The 19,587-nt window shown below is 61.1% G+C and carries 17 protein-coding genes; 6 read left to right on the top strand and 11 right to left on the bottom strand.

The features are described from left to right. Positions 1 to 29: 29 nt before the first annotated feature. Positions 30 to 794: an ABC transporter substrate-binding protein gene (locus M0D68_RS11640; RefSeq protein WP_200651679.1), complete on the bottom strand. Its 765-nt coding sequence runs from the start codon at positions 792 to 794 to the stop codon at positions 30 to 32. 153 nt (positions 795 to 947) lie between these two features. Between M0D68_RS11640 and M0D68_RS11645 the strand changes: the two genes are divergently transcribed. Beyond that, the gene (locus M0D68_RS11645) at positions 948 to 1,769 is read left to right on the top strand and encodes an IclR family transcriptional regulator (RefSeq protein WP_093642697.1); all 822 of its coding nucleotides are present in this window, start codon (positions 948 to 950) and stop codon (positions 1,767 to 1,769) included. A 1,217-nt stretch (positions 1,770 to 2,986) separates the two neighbouring features. Here M0D68_RS11645 and M0D68_RS11650 read toward each other — a convergent pair. The 4 genes from M0D68_RS11650 to M0D68_RS11665 form a co-directional block, all read right to left on the bottom strand. Beyond that, positions 2,987 to 3,712: an aspartate/glutamate racemase family protein gene (locus M0D68_RS11650; protein ID WP_093642981.1), complete on the bottom strand. Its 726-nt coding sequence runs from the start codon at positions 3,710 to 3,712 to the stop codon at positions 2,987 to 2,989. Between the two features lie 8 nt (positions 3,713 to 3,720). Continuing rightward, entirely contained in the window at positions 3,721 to 4,938 is a 1,218-nt protein-coding gene (locus tag M0D68_RS11655; protein WP_266224283.1) for a DUF917 domain-containing protein, read from the bottom strand. Then, positions 4,928 to 7,246 (bottom strand): sigma-54-dependent Fis family transcriptional regulator, encoded by a 2,319-nt coding sequence (locus M0D68_RS11660; RefSeq protein ID WP_200570855.1) that lies wholly within the window; start codon positions 7,244 to 7,246, stop codon positions 4,928 to 4,930. Before M0D68_RS11660 ends, M0D68_RS11655 begins: the two co-directional genes overlap by 11 nt. Before the next feature lie 385 nt (positions 7,247 to 7,631). Then, positions 7,632 to 8,324: an NnrU family protein gene (locus tag M0D68_RS11665; RefSeq protein ID WP_266224284.1), complete on the bottom strand. Its 693-nt coding sequence runs from the start codon at positions 8,322 to 8,324 to the stop codon at positions 7,632 to 7,634. Positions 8,325 to 8,496: 172 nt separating this feature from the next. Between M0D68_RS11665 and M0D68_RS11670 the strand changes: the two genes are divergently transcribed. Further along, positions 8,497 to 8,871: a VOC family protein gene (locus M0D68_RS11670; RefSeq protein ID WP_200651683.1), complete on the top strand. Its 375-nt coding sequence runs from the start codon at positions 8,497 to 8,499 to the stop codon at positions 8,869 to 8,871. A gap of 79 nt (positions 8,872 to 8,950) precedes the next feature. Here M0D68_RS11670 and M0D68_RS11675 read toward each other — a convergent pair whose 3' ends face one another. The 3 genes from M0D68_RS11675 to M0D68_RS11685 all read right to left on the bottom strand — a co-directional run bounded on the left by M0D68_RS11675 (position 8,951) and on the right by M0D68_RS11685 (position 11,445). Then, positions 8,951 to 9,721 carry an SDR family oxidoreductase gene (locus tag M0D68_RS11675; protein WP_256454994.1) on the bottom strand — a complete coding sequence of 257 codons (771 nt, stop codon included), beginning with the start codon at positions 9,719 to 9,721 and terminating at the stop codon, positions 8,951 to 8,953. A 90-nt stretch (positions 9,722 to 9,811) separates the two neighbouring features. Next, positions 9,812 to 10,666, bottom strand: a complete 855-nt coding sequence (locus M0D68_RS11680; RefSeq protein WP_200619974.1) for an alpha/beta fold hydrolase — start codon at positions 10,664 to 10,666, stop codon at positions 9,812 to 9,814. Between the two features lie 83 nt (positions 10,667 to 10,749). After that, positions 10,750 to 11,445: an alpha/beta fold hydrolase gene (locus M0D68_RS11685; protein WP_266224285.1), complete on the bottom strand. Its 696-nt coding sequence runs from the start codon at positions 11,443 to 11,445 to the stop codon at positions 10,750 to 10,752. A gap of 177 nt (positions 11,446 to 11,622) precedes the next feature. Here M0D68_RS11685 and M0D68_RS11690 point away from each other — a divergent pair, with 177 nt between their 5' ends. From M0D68_RS11690 to M0D68_RS11700, 3 genes are all read left to right on the top strand, one after another. Further along, positions 11,623 to 12,255: an ABATE domain-containing protein gene (locus M0D68_RS11690; RefSeq protein ID WP_266224286.1), complete on the top strand. Its 633-nt coding sequence runs from the start codon at positions 11,623 to 11,625 to the stop codon at positions 12,253 to 12,255. 675 nt (positions 12,256 to 12,930) lie between these two features. Next, positions 12,931 to 13,905, top strand: coding sequence for a response regulator (locus M0D68_RS11695; RefSeq protein ID WP_266224287.1), 975 nt, complete (start codon positions 12,931 to 12,933; stop codon positions 13,903 to 13,905). Between the two features lie 73 nt (positions 13,906 to 13,978). Beyond that, the gene (locus M0D68_RS11700; protein ID WP_200619978.1) at positions 13,979 to 15,418 is read left to right on the top strand and encodes a sensor histidine kinase; all 1,440 of its coding nucleotides are present in this window, start codon (positions 13,979 to 13,981) and stop codon (positions 15,416 to 15,418) included. An 80-nt stretch (positions 15,419 to 15,498) separates the two neighbouring features. Here the strand turns inward: M0D68_RS11700 and M0D68_RS11705 are convergent, their stop codons facing one another. The 3 genes from M0D68_RS11705 to M0D68_RS11715 all read right to left on the bottom strand — a co-directional run bounded on the left by M0D68_RS11705 (position 15,499) and on the right by M0D68_RS11715 (position 18,737). Next, positions 15,499 to 15,996 carry a thioesterase family protein gene (locus M0D68_RS11705; RefSeq protein ID WP_054041457.1) on the bottom strand — a complete coding sequence of 166 codons (498 nt, stop codon included), beginning with the start codon at positions 15,994 to 15,996 and terminating at the stop codon, positions 15,499 to 15,501. A 201-nt stretch (positions 15,997 to 16,197) separates the two neighbouring features. Then, the gene (locus tag M0D68_RS11710) at positions 16,198 to 17,907 is read right to left on the bottom strand and encodes a nicotinate phosphoribosyltransferase (RefSeq protein WP_266224288.1); all 1,710 of its coding nucleotides are present in this window, start codon (positions 17,905 to 17,907) and stop codon (positions 16,198 to 16,200) included. A 35-nt stretch (positions 17,908 to 17,942) separates the two neighbouring features. Continuing rightward, complete coding sequence (locus tag M0D68_RS11715; protein ID WP_266224289.1) at positions 17,943 to 18,737, bottom strand: ribose-phosphate pyrophosphokinase-like domain-containing protein; 795 nt, start codon at positions 18,735 to 18,737, stop codon at positions 17,943 to 17,945. Positions 18,738 to 18,883: 146 nt separating this feature from the next. On the opposite strand from M0D68_RS11715, the gene M0D68_RS11720 reads away from it, so the two are divergent. After that, positions 18,884 to 19,582, top strand: a complete 699-nt coding sequence (locus M0D68_RS11720; protein WP_266224290.1) for an NUDIX domain-containing protein — start codon at positions 18,884 to 18,886, stop codon at positions 19,580 to 19,582. Positions 19,583 to 19,587: the final 5 nt, after the last annotated feature.

The following is a 19,587-nucleotide window of genomic DNA, read 5'->3' on the forward strand; positions in this document are numbered from 1 at the left end:
GACGTGATCTCCTCAGGCAGCGAGCCGCGTCATTCCACCTGCCACTTCTTGATGATCTGCGTGAGCGTGCCGTCTGCCTTGATCTTGCGGATGCCGGCGTTCAGCTTCTCCAGCGTTGCGTTATCGCCCTTGCGCACCACGAAGCACAGTTGGCCTTTCACGCTCGGCTGATAACCGTCGACGAGCCGCAACTGCGGGTTCGGGTTCTTCTGCAACTGGTACGCGATGATCGGATGGTCGCCAAAGCCTGCCTTGATGCGGCCGAGCGCGACGTCGCGCATGATGTCCGCGACCGAATCGTACGTGCGCACTTCCTTGAAGATGCCTTTCTTGTTCAGCGCGTCGACGAAGGCGGTGCCCACTTGCGCGCCGACCACTTCGCCCTTGAGATCGTCCATCGACGTGTACTTGCCCTTGTCGTCGGCGCGCACGATCAGACCTTCGCCGTACGAATAGACCGTGTCGGAGAAGTCGACGACCTGCTCGCGGGCTGGCGTCTTCAGCATGGCGGCGGAGATCACGTCGATCTTCTTCGTGGTGAGCGACGGGATCAGCGCGGAAAAGGTGGTCTGTTCCACCTTCACGTCGAAACCGGCGGCCTTGCCGGTTGCGGTGATCGCATCGACCAGCAGACCCTGGATCGAATTGCTCTTCACGTCGAGGAAGGTGAACGGCACGCCGGTGGCCGTCGCGCCGACCGTGTACTCCGGCTCGGCGGCTGCCATGGCCGGCGTTGCTGCGAGGACCAACAGCGCGACGACTGCGCCGGCGATGCGCTTGACTAACTGGATCATGAGATTCTCCACGACGGTGACGGACTACGATTGAGGAATCGGTGGCTGGTTTGACTTCATCATATTCGAGTCAAAAATATCGAATAACATTATTTGCGTATCGATATTCGATATGCTAACGTCAATGCATCACGATCACCATTGGGTATTTCCATGAGCGGCAAAGGGGTGGAGCAGGCAAGCGAGAGCGAAGCGCCGGGCGAAGTGCCGGACGCGCTCTTCAATCAATCGCTGGAAAAAGGCATCGCAGTGCTGCGCGCATTCAGCGCGCAACGCCGGACCATGAGCTTGCCGGAAGTGGCCGAGGCGACTTCGATCACGAAGAGTTCAGCGCAACGGATGATCTACACGCTGGAGAAGCTAGGCTACGTGCGCAAACATCCCCGCACGAAGCGCTATCAACTGACCCCGCGTGTCGTGCAGATTGGCTTCAACTACCTCGCGGCGGATACGCTCATCGACGTGGCCAACCCGTTCCTCTCGGAACTCACGAACGTGACCGGCGAGACGACCAGCCTGACCGAACCGGATGGCGCGGAGATGCTGTACGTCGCGCGTTTTGTCTGCATGAAGTTCGTACCGATTCACATGCCGATAGGCAGCCGTATTCCGATGTACTGCACGGCATCAGGCCGTGCTTATCTGAGCGCGCTGCCGGACGACGAAGTGCGCACGCTGCTCGAGGCGAACGACCGTGTCGCGCATACGCAGTACACGGTGACGGACATCGGCGAGATCGAAGCGCTGCTCGGGGAAGCGCGCCGCAGGGGTTATACGTCGAACCGTGAGGAACTGTTCATCGGTGACATGACGATTGCGGCGCCGGTGCTGGATGGTGAAAGAAGACCCGTGGCGTCGGTGCACGTGGTCGCGCCGACCAGTCGCTGGACGCTAGCCGATGCCGAGCAGCGCCTCGCACCCGCGGTGATCGATTGCGCGCGTGGCATCAGCAATTCGATCAGGACGCTGGGTTGACCTATCCGTGCAGTTCGCCGACAAGGCGGGAAAGGCGTGCAATGCGATGGCGATACATCGGCGCCTGCGGCGAGTTTTTCAGATGTTCGACGCGGTCGCGCCAGTAGGTCGGCGGAAAAGGTTTTTGCGGCGCGCATGCCACTACGCGTTCAAGATGAACGAGTTCGCTTTCGAAAAGATGGTGGTGCATTGTTCGATTTCCCCGTGGATGGCCAGTCTGGTCCGTTCGCGACGTCGCTAACTATCTGACACCGCTCAGGGCTTCTAAAGCAGATTCTCGTCCGCGCGGTGGACTGCGCGGTAATGCAATGCAACGCAACGCAAAAAGACCGCTTACCTGGCTATCCGGAAAAACCTGGGGGGGTGGCCGGGTGCGTGAGTGCCGCAACGTGCTTCACGCAGGATCGGTCGATGTGCCGCGATTGACGCGGACAAATTAAAAGGGCGGGCCGCCGCTGCCTGTCCCCGCAAAGGGAGGCAACGACGGCCGAACCTCGGAGCGGCCCGCCTGATGCATAGCCAGGCGGATTCCACCATGTCGGTTTTACGCATTGCAACGATCTTCTCTACGGAAGTATTCGGTTGCCGCGTGCCGACACACAACAGTTACAGCTACAACAACAGCACAGCCCTCTCTCAAACTGCCGCCAGCGACTTGGTATCGTTGGCGTTGATCGCGCGTCAAACATGGTTCGGATCACTAACCGCAGGGTCGTGACGATTCACGGCGATCCCTCGATCAGCAACGTCGGCGATCCGCAAACAAACAGGACGTCGCCAGACGTCGGTGCGTCGAACACATTGCAGCGCGCGATCTTTTTTGGTCCCTCAGGCTCCCCGGCTTGTCTGGCAGGTTTATTGCACGTTCTGGGTACTACTGCAGCCTTGGTGGTCGTTTTTATCGATCGGTGGCGGCCATCAACGGTATATAAGCAATCAATGTGCCATGCTGCGAAGCCGCATGGCAGCGGGAATGTCGAAACGTTTCAGTCGCGGCATTGGACAGTCTCGTCCATGCGCACGCCCGGAAGTGGACGATTTCGTCCAATCGGCAAATCGTGGCGCATTGAAGGACTAATTCGTCCGTATGACGACGAACCCGGCGAGTCGGCAGGAAGGCGTGTGGGGAAGAGGCTGATTGAGGCGAGAACATCCGGCGCGGCGCGGCAATCGCGCGCCGCGCCGGATGGACAGACAGGCAGGGAAGGCAGTGCTGCTTACGACTGGAGGCTGACCTTGCTATAGGTCAACCGGCTGGGGCGCACCTGCATACGCACCAATGACACGAGGAAGCTGAACCCGGCCTGATTCGGATCGATCACCGGCACATAGGCGCCCAGTTCCTTGGTGAGCAACTGGGAGACGCGGCTCGCGACATCCACGAAACCGGTGCACCCGAGCAGAATGGACTGCGCGCCGTCCTTCTTGATCGCCTTCAGCGCCGCTTCGAAGGTGCGAATGACCACCACATCGACGTCGTCGAGTTGCGCGACGGGGCAATTGATCGCACGGATCGACGCGAACGAGTCCTGGATGCCATAGGTCTGCGGATGACCGCGCTGCATCGCGAGCGTGCTTTGCAGGATCGTGACGATCGAGAAGCGCTGGCTAAGCGCGAGCGCCGTGAAGGCCGTAGCGGGAAAGCCGCCGATGATCGGAATGTCGATCACCTCGCGCGCGGCTTCAACGCCGCACATATCGAAGTCGGTCAGCCAGATCCCGTCAAAACCGTCGTTTGCGATTGCTTGCGCAAGTTCGACCACCGGCATGCCGTTCTGCAGCCAGTTCGTGCGGTTCTCGATATCGGGGTGCCCCTGCGTGATGTTGCGGATCTCGACCTGGACGTCCGGCGGCACGACCGGTGCGATTGCCTTCAGGATGCGCTCGTTGTATTGCGACGTGGCGACGGGCACGAGCACACAGATGCGCAGAGTGGGATTCAAAGGCGTGTTCAAGACAGGTTTCCCCTGGTCGTGGAGGGGAGCGATTCCAGCGGCACATACGGCCCGAGATAGCCGAGCGAGTTCAGCAGCTGCATGAAGCTGTCGAGAATCAGACCGGGCTTGCGCAGTTCGGCTTCGGCACGCCAGGCAATCAGCGTGACGGGGCGCTTGCCGATTGCCGGGTTCAGCGAACCGTCATCCTGCACGAGGTCGCCGTTGCTGTAGATCGACTGGCCTTCGCCGCCGACGAAATAGGCGACGCTGTCCGGCGACAGCACGATCGGCTGCGGACTCGCGCTGTCCCACGCGAGCAGCGACTCGTTCTGGTACAGCACCGTGTAATTATGCTGGCCGGCCTGAATGCGAATCTTGCCGACGTCGAAGCCGCCGCTCGTATCGACTTCGGCCGAGACCAGCTCGCCCGGCTCCGAGATAGCCCGCGCGGCGAGCCCGCAACGCTCATTGAGATAGCCGATCATCTGCTGGGCGCTGCCGATCTGCCCGGCCTGCACCGCGCGCCCGAGGTCCAGCGCGCGTTTTAGCGTGCCGCGGATGGGTGTCGCGCGGCCGATATCGGCCGGCGTCATGACCCACATCGCGAGGCCGCCGAACTGGCCGAACTCGGGATCGGCGACGACCGGACGCATCATCTGTTCGACGATCGCCGACACGTCGCGTTGATGAGTCGGACCGCCGTGGTTGCTGTCGCGCGGCGTCACGTCGAGTTCGACGCACAGGCCGCCCTGGCTCACGAGGAACGCCGGGCGCGGATCGATTTCGGCGGCTGCGAAGGTGAGCATCGGCAGCGAGGGAACGGCGCGGCCGGCTCCGTCAGCGTCGATGACCGCAAGGCCGAGCTTCGCCGCCACGAGCGCCGCCACCGTGAAGCCCAGCGCGCCGCTTTCCGGCGGCATCACATAGGCGAGTCTGGTGGATTGCGATGCGAGCCGGGCCTGGACATTCTGCACAGCCGTCACCGGCCCGAGTGGGTAGATGGCTGAATTGATCGCTTCGGGCGCACCGAGATAGGCGACCATGACCGCCGCGCCTTCGGTGGCTTCTTCGACGGACACAACCTTGATCGTGTCGGTCGAGTAGTAATCGCCGGGGACAAAATGCGCAGCCAGATGCCGCGCGGATTCGATTGTGCCGCCGCCACCGCTGCCAAAGAACGCGGCCCCTAGCAGCAGCGGTTCCAGGTCTTCCTTGCGTAACTCATAGGCCATTTGTTATTCCTTTCGTATAGACGTCGATAGAAACTTCGCGCTGGAGTTCGGCGAGCAAACTCATGGCGCTGGTGACACGCGTGGTTGAATCAGTCGTCAGCGAACGCAAACCGCGCTCGAGGATGTCGATTGCTTCGGCGATGCGGCCGGTGGCGCGCAACAGATCAGCGAGATAACGCGCGGCGTCCACGCGCGCCGGCACCGAACCAAACGCAAGCGCGGTGGACAACGCGGTACGCAGACCCAGTTCCGCCGCGTTCACCTCGCCGAGTGCCCACTGCGCCCGCGCCCGGGTAACCAGCAATTCGCCCAGGTAGACACGTTCCTGACGCGCGAGGGTCTCGTCGATCGCGGCGGCGAGCATCGTCTCGCAGGTTTTCGCGCGGCCGGCGCGCAGCAGCAGCTCGCCGTGCTGCCATGCCATGAAGGAATAGAACAGCGCACCGCCGTTGCAAACGACGTGATTATCGTAGCCGTCGAGCATGACAGTTTCCGCTTCATCGGAATGGCCGAGCGCACTGAGGTGGCAGGCGCGAAGGACCTGCCCGACGCCACGGTAGAACGCGAAGCCGTTCGCGATCGAGACCGACTCGAGTTCGCTCGCGAGGTGCCCCAGCCGGTCCATGTCTTCGAACAGGCAGGCGAGCCAGGAGGCGCCCTGAAGGTTGACGGCATGAGCGAACGCGTGCGCGCCTGGCTCGGAGGCGCGCAGGATCAACATTTCCATGGCGCGCCGCGCCTGTCCGAAGGCGCCGATCTGGTAGGCCGCGAGTCCTTCGAAAGTCAACGCGAGACTGGCGAGATCGATCCCTTGCGAGCCGGTACGGGTGTCGTCGCGCGCCACGCCAAGCAGGTTGCCGCGCGCGAGACAGGCGAGGGCTTCTTCGCTGTCGCCGAGCCAGAAGAGAGTGTTCGTCATTGCGACGTGAGCTTCGTCGAGTGACACCCGGTCGCCGCCGTTCTGCGCGCGCTCCAGCATGTTCTGCGCGGTTGCGCGCGCCTGCTTGAGTTGCAGCGTCGTCAGCTGCGTGGTCCAGACGCCGAACTGGATCGCGGCGATTTCGGCGGGGGTACAGACGCCTTCGCCGACGGCCAGCGCGGCGGCGTAGCAAGCGGTGGCCTCCGCGTACAGCCAGCCGTGCACGCTACGCAGGCTCATGCCGAGCAAGCGGTAGGCGTCGAACTGAAGACGGCGCGCGGCCTCCTGTTCGTGCGGTGTTTGCAGCAGGTCGAGGCAGCGGCGCAACGGCGGAATGGCTTCGGCGAACTTCGATTCCTCGATCAGCGCGCTCGCATGTTCGAGACACTTGCGCGCTTCACGGTGATGTTCCTCGCGCGACTTCAGACGCCGCTCGATTGTCTTGCGGCCTACGCCCAACAGGGTGGCTGCCGCACTCTTGTTGCGCCCGGTCCGCTCGAGCGCGCGGTCGATCAAAAGGTCTTCAGCGGCCGCGAGTTTGTCGCGCCCTTCGAGTTGCAACAGCATGTCGGCGAGGCTGGCGCGCGACACCGGTCCGCCGGTTTCGTTGGCGAGAAACGGCTCGAGCGAGTCGACGTCGATGTTCGTGTTCTCGGCGAGCACGCTCAACTGGCTGATCAGGTTGCGCAATTGCCGGATGTGGCCCGGCCATGCGTGCTGGGCAAGCCGGCGAACGGCGGCCGGCGAAAACTCCAGACGACGCGTGTGCTGCGACGCGAAGTGGGTGACAAGCGCGGGGATGTCCTCGACGCGCTGTTCGAGTCCGGGCACGGCCAGCACGAAGACCGCGAGCCGGTAGAAGAGGTCCTCGCGGAAGAGCCCTTCGCGTGCGAGTTCGCGCAGGTCGCGGTGAGTCGAGGCAACCACGCGTCCTGCGAAATGCAGACTGGTTGACGAACCAATCGGACGGAAAGTTCGCGTTTCAAGTACGCGCAGCAGTTTGGGTTGCAGCGCGAGCGGCAGTTCGCCGATTTCATCGAGCAGCAGCGTGCCCTTGCCGACCTGCTGGAAAAGTCCCTGGCGGTTTTCGCCCGCGCCGGTGAAGGCGCCTTTAACGTGGCCGAACAATTCGGCTTCGACGAGGTTCTCTGGAATCGCGCCGCAGTTGACGTCGACGAAGGGTTGATCCTGACGCAGGCTGTGTGCGTGCACACGGCGAGCGACCAGTTCCTTGCCTGAACCAGTCGGCCCAAAAATGAGCAAGGGATGATCGGTGGGGGCAACCCGATCGATCATGCGGACCAGTTGGCGAAACGCTGGCGCGCCGCCTACGAAGGCGCCGGAATCAGCCTTGTCGTGAGCGAACGGAACGTCAGGGGTGTAACTCATTACAAAATACGCTCCACTTGATCCGCGTGTTGCGCAACGCGGAAATTACCGTCGAAAAGACGGGGCGGACGGTCATGCAAATCGGTCTGGCGTCTGGCCAGTTTGTCCAATTGCGTGGTCGAATCCGTCCACCGTAATAAAGAGACAGAGTATGACGGCTTGTTGCCGATGTTGTCTTTTCGAAAATAACCCTCGCAACAACGCGATTGCGGATTGCATTGCAGTGTGCTGCGAGGGTGGGCGAGTCGATTTCTCTGTGGCGGCGGTGGCCGTAGAAATGAAAGTATCAGCGGGGAATGTAAATATCAGCGGGGAATGAAACGTGTCCCGGGTGCCGTGCCGGGCTCATCGAATGAAAGGTGAGTGTGAAGATTGGAGGCTGCGTTTACAGCCAGCGCCAGATGCCCGCGGCCCACCCCGTGAGCGGCATATGAGCCCAGGTCGCGACGAGCCACATAACGAAACCGCCCAACAATGCATGCAAGCCGAAGCCGCCCAGCCGCGCACGGCCAGCGGCGATCGCCGCGAACGGCAGGTAGCTCGTCTTCGACTCCCACTCAGGCCAGAGATCGGGCTGAAGCTGCTCTTTCTTCCGGTCCTGCAAGGCGGCGCCGACGAGCGCGAGAATCACAATAGCCGCTGCAACGATGTTGCTCTTGGCCACTGGGAACACAGCGATGTGACACAGCCCCCACAGTACGAACGACCACATCATCGGGTGGCGAGTCACTGCGTACACGCCGAGCGCCGCTGCCGGGAATGCAGCGGGCCGGCCGCCGGTGGGCAGCGCCGGGTTGCGAATCAGAGAGCCCATCAGGAGGATCGATGCTATCAGCATGATCACGGTTGCAACCGCCCAGACCCCGTCTCCTGCTTGCCATAGTGGTGCCGTCAAAGGCGCCTTCAGGTAGGCGGCGATCAACCAACCAAGCGTCGCGAACGCCACCAGCGAATAGACGCCCAGGAACCCCGTTTCGCCAATCGTGCTGACCAGCCGCCTGCGCAGCGGATGGGATAAAACAAAGTGACTCCCCACGAAGGCGACTGCCGCCGCCGCAACTGCGCTGGTGCTTCCCATTGGCCCGGCTCCTCACGTTATATCGCTGGCTGACCGTACTGCGCGTGTTCGATTTCCAGTACCGAAGATTACTCCTTTGCGCTTTCCCTTCTTGTGGCTGCATGTGGCAACATCGCGGAGATCTCTAAATCACGTCCGGCCTTACGCAGGCCCACACACTTCAGGAGAGCCCATGTTCGACCACGTCAAATTCGGAGTGAGCGACTATGCAGCGAGCAAAGCGTTCTTCCTCAAGGCACTCGAACCGATCGGCGTAGCGGTTGTCGGGGAGGGGCCGCCGACGTACGGCGTCGAGCTTAGCCCGCCGGGCAAGGCTTCTTTGTGCCTATACCAAACTGATGAGAAGCCGGCGCATCTTCACCTGGCATTCACGGCCGACAATCGCCGGCAAGTCGACGCTTTCTATCGCGCGGCGCTGGAGACGGGTGCCAAAGACAATGGTGCGCCGGGTCTGCGCCCGCACTACCACGCGAACTACTATGCCGCTTTTGTGATTGGTCCGGACGGGCACAACATCGAAGTGGTTTGCCACCAGCCCGAAGCTTAGTCCTTCCATCTAGCGGACTCGCGAGGCCCGGCGCGCGTCCGCTTCGGGCCTCGCGGCGAACGGTCAGGTTGATGGCTGTTCAGATCGACTTGACCTCGCCGCCATCCATCCTCAGCGTCGAGCCAGTCATCCAGTGCGCCCCGGGCGACACGATGAACGCCATCAACTCGGCGATCTCTTCGGGTGTGCCGTAGCGCGCGATTCCCGCTTCGACCGGAAAGCGCGCCGTCGCTTCTTCAACTGTCATGTTGTGAAGCGGCGCCCAATGTTCCAGATAGGATTGCCGCCGACCTGTCATCACCGGGCCGGGCAGCACGCTGTTGACCTGCACGCCGTCTGCAATCCCACGGTCCGAGAAAGCCTTCGCCAGCGCCACAATCGCCGCGTTGATCGTGCCCACGGCGGCGTAGGGTGCTTTGGGAAACAGCGCCGAGTTACCCGACATCAGCACCACCGATCCCGATGTTTTCTTTAACGACGGCCATGCCGCAATCGTCAATCGCCGCGCGCCGTGCAGCTTCAACGCGAAGCCGCGGTCCCATTGATCGTCGCTCATTTCGAAGACATCAATCTGCGGTACCGCGCCCGCGATGTTGAGTAATGCGTCGATCTGGCCGAACGCCGACAGCGTCTGATCGACCACCTTCTGTGCGGCTTCCGGATCTGACAGATCGAGGTCGATTGGAAGCGCTTTTGCGCCGGTCTTTCTGACTTCGTCAGCGGTCTGAGCGAGGTTCTCGCGATTGCGCGCAACCACCACGATCGACGCAAAGTCTCGCGCCAATCTGATGGCGGTTGAACGGCCGATACCCTGGCTCGCACCTGTAACGATTGCTACCTTGTTCGACATTTCCTTTCTCCTTCATTCCTGAACTGAACTGGACCCGATGAGTCGCTAAACCAGCGATTCAATGGACAACCACCACGCCGCGTTCGCCTGTCAGCGAATCAGAAATCCGGAAATAGCCGCTGCGATCTCCGCCGCATGCGTTTCCAGCGCGAAGTGGCCGGTATCGAAAAAACGCACCTCGGCATTCGGGATGTCGCGCTTGAACGCCTCGGCGCCGGGCGGCAGGAAAAACGGATCGTTCTTTCCCCACACAGCGAGGAACGGGGGCTGGTGGCTGCGGAAGTACTGCTGGAATGCGGGATACAACGCGACATTGTTCCGGTAGTCGCCGAACAGATCGAGCTGGATCTCGTGCGCGCCCGGGCGGCTCAGATAGAACTCGTCAAGCGAGTAGCCGTCTGGCGATACGGACGCCGTGTCTTGCACGCCATGCCTGTACTGCCACATGGTCGCGTCGTGCGTCAGCATCGCGCGAAGCGCCTCGCGATTGGCTTGTGACGGATCCTGCCAGTAAGCGCGAATCGGATTCCAGCCTTCGCTCAGGCCTTCTTCATACGCGTTACCGTTCTGCGAGATGATCGCCGCGATCCGCTCGGGATGCCTGAGTGCAAGCCGGAAGCCGGTCGGCGCGCCGTAGTCGAATACGTACATGGCAAAGCGGTCGAAACCGATCTGCTCGGTGAAGCGTTCGATCACGGTGGCGATGTTGTCGAACGTGTACGTGAAGGCATCGCGGCTCGGCATGTCCGACTGGCCGAAACCAGGCAGATCGGGCGCGACGATATGGAAGTGCTCAGCCAGTAACGGGATCAGGTCCCGAAACATGTGGCTCGAGCTCGGAAAACCGTGGAGGAGGAGCAGTTTCGGCGCGGTCGGACGACCCGCTTCGCGATAGAACACCTTGATGTGGTCGACGTCAGCGTAACGATAGGAAATGGCGGACATGAGTTGACTCCCGGTTGGGCAGCGGTGAGTTCGAAATGGCAGGCGCGAACAACGCCTGTCGGTATGACGGGTTTGAGTAATCCCTAGCGTGCCGAGACGGCTTGAACTGCTTCGACGATCACGTCGGTGACGATGTCAGGGCCTGTAACGGTGGGCGTGTGATCGACCTGGTGTGAATGCACGCGCGCCTTCATGCGCTGTGCCATGAAATGTTGCGTGTCGGGACTGATCATCCGATCCTGCTCCGCGGTCAGGAACCAGCTCGGCCGGTCCATCCAGAGTGGGCGCCCGACCGGCTCGCCAATGCACGACACTGAAATGGGACGTTGAACCGCACCGAGCACCGTCAATTCCTGCGTCGTGGCGTTCTGCGCGAACGCCGCTGCGAATGCCTCTTCGGGCAGCCAGATCAGGCCATGCTGATCCGGTGACAGTTTGGGCGCCAGCGGATGCGCTTCGCCACGGTAGAACACATCGCCCACCGTTTCGCCTTCGGCAGGCGCAAGCGCGGCGACATACACCAGCGCCTTGACGTTGTCGGCGCGCGTCGATCCGATTACTGCGCCGGCGTACGCATGCCCGGCAAGAACAACCGGACCTTCAATGCGCTCCAGCGTTCTGTTGAGGGCGGCCACGTCGTCATGCAACGAGGTCAGCGGCAACGGCGCCGCTACTGCGCTGATGCCGCGTGCCTTCAGGCGTTCGACGACTTTGCTCCAGCTTGATCCATCTGCCCACGCGCCGTGCACAAGCACCACGCTCACATTGCCAGTAGACATTTCTCGCTCCTTTGAAGGAATGGGGTGCTGCTTGTAATGCACGTTCATCGCGTCGAGTTGTGCGCTGCGTAACCTGTAAAACGCGTATTTACAGGTTACAAACTGGATGTGTAACTTGTCAAGTGCATTTTTAGTGGTTACACTGCATCCATCGTCACTTCATATTCGTCATGAGAAATGGACTATCGTCAGATGCCCGCGATCCTCGTGGCCGATGCGCCCGGTCTGGATTTCCTGAACTCGATCGCGACGCCGGTGGATGAGCCGGTCGACTGGATCGGCGATGGAGAAGATCTGCTCGCCTGGCTGGAGCAGACCGGGTTCGTGCCGCCCGCGGCGCTCGCGGAAATACGGACCCGCTCGACGCCGGCCGAACTCGACGACGTTGCGGCACGTGCGCGCGAATTGCGCGAGTGGTTCAGGGGATTTGTGCGAAAGAGGAAAGGGCGGCCGCTCGCAGCCAAAGATTTGCGCGAACTCGAACCCGTGAATCAACTGCTCGAGCGCGACCAGCAGCATGGCGAAATCGTTCCGAACACCTCGGGCGGCGCGGCAGGCTTTGAGCTTCGGGCGAAGCGGCGCTGGCAGTCGGCGGAGTCGTTATTGATGCCGATCGCCGAGGCGTTGGCGAAGCTGGTTTGTGAAGAGGACTTCACGTACGTGAAAGCGTGCGAAGGCCCTAAATGCACGTTGCTGTTTGCGGATCACACACGTGGCCACGCGCGGCGGTGGTGCAGCATGGCGATCTGCGGCAACCGCGCAAAGGTCGCGGCGCACCGCAAGCGGCTCAAGGAGCAGGAGAACGGCTAGCTTTCGCGGCCAAAGCCGCATCACACAGCAACGCACGTCGGGTCAATGTCTGAGTCGACGCCGCCTCGGCCGATTCGGGTCGCGTATGAACCTTTTGATGGAACACCGCTTCGTTCTCCGCGCAAGTCAAATGAATCCGCCGGCTGCGCGCAGTCACCATGCCGGCGGCGCGACAGTCGGTGAATCAGGCGGGAGATCGGGGTGACGGCTACGTAGGCTCGCTCTCGTACCCGCAAACAGGCAATGCAGCGAAGCGTAGCAGGGAAGGTTGCCGCCAGTTGGTTTCCGGAAGAACGAATTACTCGCGTATGTGCAGTGGCCCACACTTCTCCGTGGCTTGCCGGGCGGCACGATGCTTGCTGAAATAATCGCGGGTGTTTTTCTTTGCGCGAAGTCGGCGCTCGGTGCAAGCGAAGGAAACTGACGCAGCATCGTGGTCAATTCCGGACTCAGACAACGCCAGTTCCGGGCTTGATTGCGGCAGAATAATCAGCTCGACCCGATTAAGATTAATTATTCCATTCGCATACTCTGACGGAAAGGCCGCGCAAGTTTGCACTGTTCATGCAAAGACCCCGGTACTATATGGTTCAGCGGGAATTGGCCCGGGAGCCAGCGTGAGAGAAGCCGGCGTGCAAGCCGGTGTGAAACGCGCCGCATATTCCACGTATAAACATGAACAATTTTATTCGACCCCCTGTTTCCTATCCGGCATCCGTCGTTTTCGTGGACGACAGCGACAGCTACCTCGATGCATTGCGCCGATTCTTTCCGGATGTTTCAACCAATCTGTTTTTCACTCGGCCCCAAACTGCACTTGCTTTCATCCGCAAGCATGCTCGCGAGCATTCGCTGGTGTTTGCGCCGGCCTCGGCCGGTTTGAGCGAGGTCGGTCTGGAACGGTTCGTTGAAACCTCGGCCGAGCGTGACGTCCTGGCCCGGAACGCCCGATTTTCGGAGGTGGCCGCGGTTGTTGTGGATTACGACATGCCCGGACTCAGCGGCGTCGAATTCCTTTCGTCCATATCCAATTTGCGTTGTGCGAAGGTGCTCCTGACCGGCGTTGCGGATGAGACCGTCGCGGTAAAAGCCTTCAATGCCGGCATTGTCGATCTGTATCTGAGAAAGACGGACGCGGATTCGGCTAACCGACTGGTTCATTTTTTGAAAGATGCCAGAAGCCGGCATTGTTCGGAGGCAGGCTGGTTGGGGCTGGGCGAAAACGGCCTGACCTATTGCGATCCGCGAACGAGCAAGGCTATCGACGCGGTGGTTGCCGCCGAAAACATCGTCGAGTATTACTGGCGTCCGGAGCAGAATGCCATCCTGATGTTCGACCGGGCGGGCAACCCGAGTGTTTTCCTTGCCTGGGCTGAGAACGACTGGATCGCCCAGGCGGAAATTGTGGCGGATGAGAGCGGGCCGGCGGATCTGTTGCGGCGGATGGCGGTACGCGAGTCGATGCCGATTTTCTGGCCGTACCTGGCCTATCGTCCCGGTACGAACTACAAAACGGTCACGCCGCAATCCATCCCGGGTTGGGACGACGCTTTCTATTGCTGGAGCCGAATCGATTCTGCCGACGTGGGTCTGAGCACGCAGACATTTTCGCAATGGCGCAGCGGCCGGATGCAGCAGACCAACTCATGAAGGATCGGCCCCTTCGCATAGTCAGCTATGAACCTGCCGGAATAGACCGACGTTTTCCGCCCCATTGAGCCACATGTACGCCATTCCGACCGCCTTTGTCTCTGCGCTGTTCGTGGTGTTCGGACTCTATGTACTCATCACACAAGGCGTGACGCGGCTGTCCGCGCCATTCCTTCTGATGTGCGCGGCGACATTTGCATGGCAGGGCACATGGACCTTGCTGTTCCAGACAGAAGATCCCCACATTGCGAGCGTGCTGGTCCGGGTCGGTTATCTCTTCATTCTCTTTCTGCCCACAACGTTCTATCACTTCGTCACCGAGGTGGCGGCGAGGCGCCGCGAGCGGCCCATCTTGCTCGCGTCTTACGGCATGTGTGTTGTCCTCGCCGTGCTGCTGCCCGGCACCGAAGTAGTCTCCGGCTACCGGCACTTTTTCTTTGGCTACTATCCGAGCGCCGGGACGCTGCATCCTTTGCACGTCCTGCAGACCGTGTTGCTCGCCGCCCGCAGCGGACAGCTTCTGCTCGCCGCGCGCAAGCAGGCCGGCAGTGAAGCGCGCCGGCGTCTCGATCTCTGCTTTGCAAGCCTCTGCCTATACTCGTTCGCGGCAGTCGACTATGCGGTCAACTACGGTTACCCGTTCTATCCGCCGGGTGTGCTGTTCATTGCGCTCAGTCTGGGCCTTCTCGCGATCACGATCGTTCGTTATCACCTGATTCACCCCTATGCGATCGCAGCGACAATCGCGCACGAAATCGCGACGCCGCTCGCGACGATCGCCATGCACGCCGACGAAATCGCCAGCGTATGGGCGCATGTGTTCAAAGGTTACAAGCTGGCGGTCACGCATGGGCTGTACGACGATCAGGAGGGGCATTCCGGGCAGTCCGAGCGCATCAGCCACCTCGCCACGGCGATCAGAAGGGAGGTGTCGGGCACCAGCGCGATGGTCGAGATGGCGCTCGCATCGTTCACCCTGGATCGCCTGGACCGCACTCGCTTCAGTCCTCATTCTATGCAGCAATGTGTGACGTCGGCGCTGGAGCGCTATCCGTTCCGTAGCGACGAACGCGTACGCGTCACCGTGGCGCCGATCGACCCGGCGCTATGCTTTTCGGGTTCGGACACGTTGGCGGTTTTTGTGCTGTTCAATCTGCTGAAAAACGCGTTGCACGCGATTCACGTGAGCGGCGAAGGCGAGATCGCAATCAGCGCGGTTCAGGAAAACGGCTTCTGCGTACTGCGATTCCGCGACACGGGGCCGGGCATCGCGCCCGACGTGCTGCCGCATATCTTCGACGCCTTCTTCTCGACGAAGCGGCATGGAAGCGGCGCGGGAATGGGGCTCGCCTTCTGCCGCCGCGCGGCGGAATTGCTGGGCGGCACGATCGAATGCATGTCGACGCGCGGTTCACACACCACCTTCACCGTGCGCTTACCGGTACCGGGGTCGCCAGCGGACCGTGCACTGAGTAAAGCGCCGGCGCGCTCCTTGCGCCGGCGTCCGCAGTGAAGATTAAGGGTGGAATTAGCGGTGAAACTTAAAGATCAAACTCAGCGGAAAAACTGAACGGCGAAAGTCCGCCGCTGAGATCAGGCGGCCAGTGCCGTCATCGGCAGCTCATATTCCTTGACCCGTTCGACGATTCCTTCCGGAAAGCGCCTGATCTTCCGGTCCCGCCCGGCGTACAGGATCTGCTGGTAACCCTGTGAAACCTGGCGCCCATCCACGCAGAAGCGAAACAGCAGGTAGGCGGAGCATTGCTTGACCTGCACCGTGTTCAGATAGCAATCCACGTGCTGGAAGGGGAAGGTCTCGTGGACGTACTCCTGGTGCGCGCGTTTGGTCACGAACATGCCGTCCGATCCCAGCAGGTCATTGTGGATGCACTCATGAAACCACCGCTCGCGGCAAACACCTTGCCACTCGAAGTAGCGTGAGAAGTACGTATTCATGAACGCGTTCGAGTCCTTTAGATAAATATCGAACGTGTGGTGGAAGGTTTTGAGCGAGCCCGTGGCGATCGGGTCTTCCGAAAGAAGGGCGGATCCTCGGTTGAGGGCGGTAGGGATATTGTCACGCATCAACATACGATTTTCCTTTCGCAGGAACGGCTGCTTGCGGCAACCACGCATGCCTCCCTGTACGGCAGGCACATCCCATTCTGTTGGGGATGTGGGTCGTGTGGCTATTGGCTGACAAACATGTGACGAAGAAAACCTGAACTTTCGATGACCACGATACGGGGCCGCAACCCCGGAACGTGGACATCCCCACGCCTGGCCGAGGCTTCAGGCCCAGCTAATTGAGCCTGGCTCCGGACACACCCACGACGATTGCAGCCGCTCGCGAATCTCCGCCAACGATTGCGTGACCAACAACTCGCCGTCGCGGAACACCGGCACCAGTGCGCCGCCTTCCGCCTGCTCGACCGTCTGCTGTTCGTACAGCACGAACCGGTCGCCTTCTTTCTCGACCCGCAGGAGCCCCTTGGCGGACTTCTTGGTACCGTCGTCGGTTGCCGGATCCTTGTAGATGTCAACTGCTTCGCCGCCCACTTCGGCATAGATCGCCTTGAGCGCATAGCCGAAGGTGTCGCGGGAATTCATGCCGTACACATAGCTCCCGATACCGAGCACCACGTTGCAGGACGCAAAGCCCTTGGCCGCGAGGCGCAGCATGATGTCACGCGCGCGCGGCAGCGTGATCGAGTCGCCGTAAATCAGCCCGACGTGCGAATCCAGCACCTTGTAGCCCTTGGCCGTGGTCGTGCCACCGTAAATATTCCACAGGCACTGGACCGCGCCCGTGCGCTCCGCTTCGCTAATCGACTCGCCGGTCGCTTTGACCGTGTATTTGCCGGCTTCGGACACGGCCAGCGTGCCGTTGCTGTGGAGCAATTCTTCGTCGGTGTAGCCGGTCAGGATTTTCACCGGGTCGCCGGAATCCGGCCGGAACACCACTTTTGCGTTGCCGAGCGCGTCCGGCTTGCGGGCGAGGATGTCCGCCTTGAGTTCCTTTGCGACGACGGTCATCACGTTCCAGAAGTCGAACGTGTCGCTAACAATCGAGACCATGCCTTGCGGGTAGCCTTGCGTCACGAATTCGCGGACGACTTCCAGTTCCGCCTGACGACGCAGCGCCTTGGGCTCGAGCGCCGCATGGGCGGGATCGCGTTCGAGGCGTTGCAAGGTCAGCAGGATCCGCAGCGCCATCACGCTGTGCTCGGATGCGGGAATCGAGCCGCCGACGAGCTCACGGTCGGCATCCGCGCCATAGTGGTCTTCAAGATAGTCGATCGCCGGAATCGTATCGGTACCGGTGAAGGACAAAAGGTGGCCGGCGCCGCAGCGCATTGCATCGTGCACGCCGCTCATGCCGCGCATCGAGAAGTCGTGACCTTGCCAGTTCACGAAGTCGAGCGGGGCACCGGTCAGGTTCGCGAAATAGGTCAGCAGCTTGCGGAATTCGAACGCAATGGTCGCTACGGTGGAGGGTTTCCACGATTCGCAGCTGACCACCGTTTCAAAGTACGTCGATACCCACGGGAAATCCGGATGGGTGTTGATGAAGATGACCGGGGGCACCTTGATGTCGACACGCGAGCCTTCCGGCAGCGAGCGGATTTCGAGCGGCAGATAGCCCAGATCGTGCAAGCGTTCCAGATTCGACACCGGCACGGCATCCGGTCCCAACGCCGTATCCATGCGGCGCTTGTATTTGCGTACGGCCTGCGCCTTGGGCTTGCGGAAGAACTCGTTGCCGAACAGATCGATCAGGAATTCCTGAATGAAGCCTTGCAGACCAAACCAGACGACCTTGTCGTCGAAGAGCTCGCGCAGAACCGGCGCGTACTTCGCCGAGCGCGGCGTGAAGTTCGCAACGAGCTTCGTCGTCGCCTTCGGATACATTGAAGGGTGGCCGGTCTTGTAGAAATCGGCCAGGTTGAACGGGACGAGGTTGTTCTTTTCAAGGACTTCGTTGCGGTCAGGGGCGTTCATGAAAATCTCCTGGCGATGGGTGATGGGCGATGGGTTCAGACAACCTGGCAGCGGGTGTCGCCGGTCCAGTTGTTGCGCGTGAAAATCGTCTGGTAGTGTTCGAGCAGTGGCCCGAGGCCTTTGCTGAAAATGCCGTGCGTCACGTAGAGATACAGCGGTTGGTCCTGGCGCTGTTCGGCCTGACGGGTCTTGAGCACGGAGGCCAGTTCGGTGAAGGTGCGGCCACCGTCGCAGATATCATCGACGACGAGTAACGGACAATCGGGCAGGGCACCCACCACCTGGGTGCCGGTAATTTTGCCGGTTTGGGTATTGCGCACCTTCTCCGCAAATACGACATCGAGTTCCAGGGCGCGGGCCAGCGCTGTTACCCGCTTGCGCGCGCCGGCATCCGGCGCCACCAGCGCGACCCGCCCGAGGCTTGCGAGCGCCTTGCGAAGCGGAGGCAACGGATCGGCGACGACGACCCGATTCAGCAGAGCAGTCACGACGTCGCTGTGCGGATCCTGCACTTCGACCTGTGCATAGTCCTGCGTGTTGATCAGGTCGCAGAAGACACGCGCACTGAGCGCTTCGCCGGCATTCGCGACGCGGTCCTGGCGGGCGTACGGCACGTACGGCATCGACAGGCGAATCGGCGTGGCGGGGTAGCCGCGGCGCAGTGCGTCGGTCACCATCAGCAGCGTCATGACCGACCCGGCATCAGGAAGGTGCGCCTGAATGCGAAGCGCATGGGCAGGCTTGCCCAGCTCTACGGTGACGTTGACTTCGCCCCCGGGAAACACCAGCTTGCGTACCTCCAGCGCTTGCTCCTGCAGATCACGCGACACGGTAAAAACCTGAATCATTGTTGTCCTCCGTCGGCCTTCGTCGAAATGTTCGACTAACTTGCCGCAAGTATATTTCGACTTAGTTGAGATTTGCAACTATGTATGGAAAAATACTTATGCCGCATACCCGGTCGACGGAGTTCTCAATGAAACAAAGCCACACCAAGCCAGACGTCAGTGTCGATGTCGTTCTGCTGACCTTGGACGAGGGCATGCTGAAGGTGGCGCTGCACCGGCGTGCGAGCGCGCCAGGAAAGGGCAGTCTGGCGTTACCGGGCGGGTACGTGCATGTGGATGAGGACGCTTCGCTGGAAGCAACGGCCCACCGCGTGTTGCGGGAGAAGACTGGTCTCGAACCGCGCTATCTCGAACAGTTGCGCACTTTCGGTGGTCCTGAGCGCGATCCGCGCGGCTGGTCGGTTGCGGTGTCCCATGTGGCGCTGATCCCCCATGGCGAGCTGAGTCAGGCCGGAGCCGGTGTGTTTCACTTCTACGACGTGGACGATCTTCCCGATCTCGCATTCGATCACGCCGGGCAGGTTCAGGAGGCGGTGCAGCGTGTACGCAACAAGGCTAGCTATTCGACGCTGCCGTGCTGGCTGCTGCCCGAATTGTTCACGTTGACGCAACTGCAAGGCATTTACGAACAGATCTTTGGGGAAACCGTTTCACGCGGGACGTTCCGCTCGCGTCTCGGGATCAGGGTGGGCGAAGTGACGCCGGGCGAATCGGCAGACGAAGCCGATATTCTGATTGCCACCGAGCAGTTCCGGGGAGGCAACCAGCGGCCGGCGCGGTTGTTCAGGGTGAATCGCCTCAGTCTTTTCAAGCGTGCGTTCTGGTAGGGGCG

It is taken from the genome of Paraburkholderia sp. SEWSISQ10-3 4 (genome assembly GCF_030464785.1).
Lineage (GTDB): Bacteria > Pseudomonadota > Gammaproteobacteria > Burkholderiales > Burkholderiaceae > Paraburkholderia > Paraburkholderia aspalathi.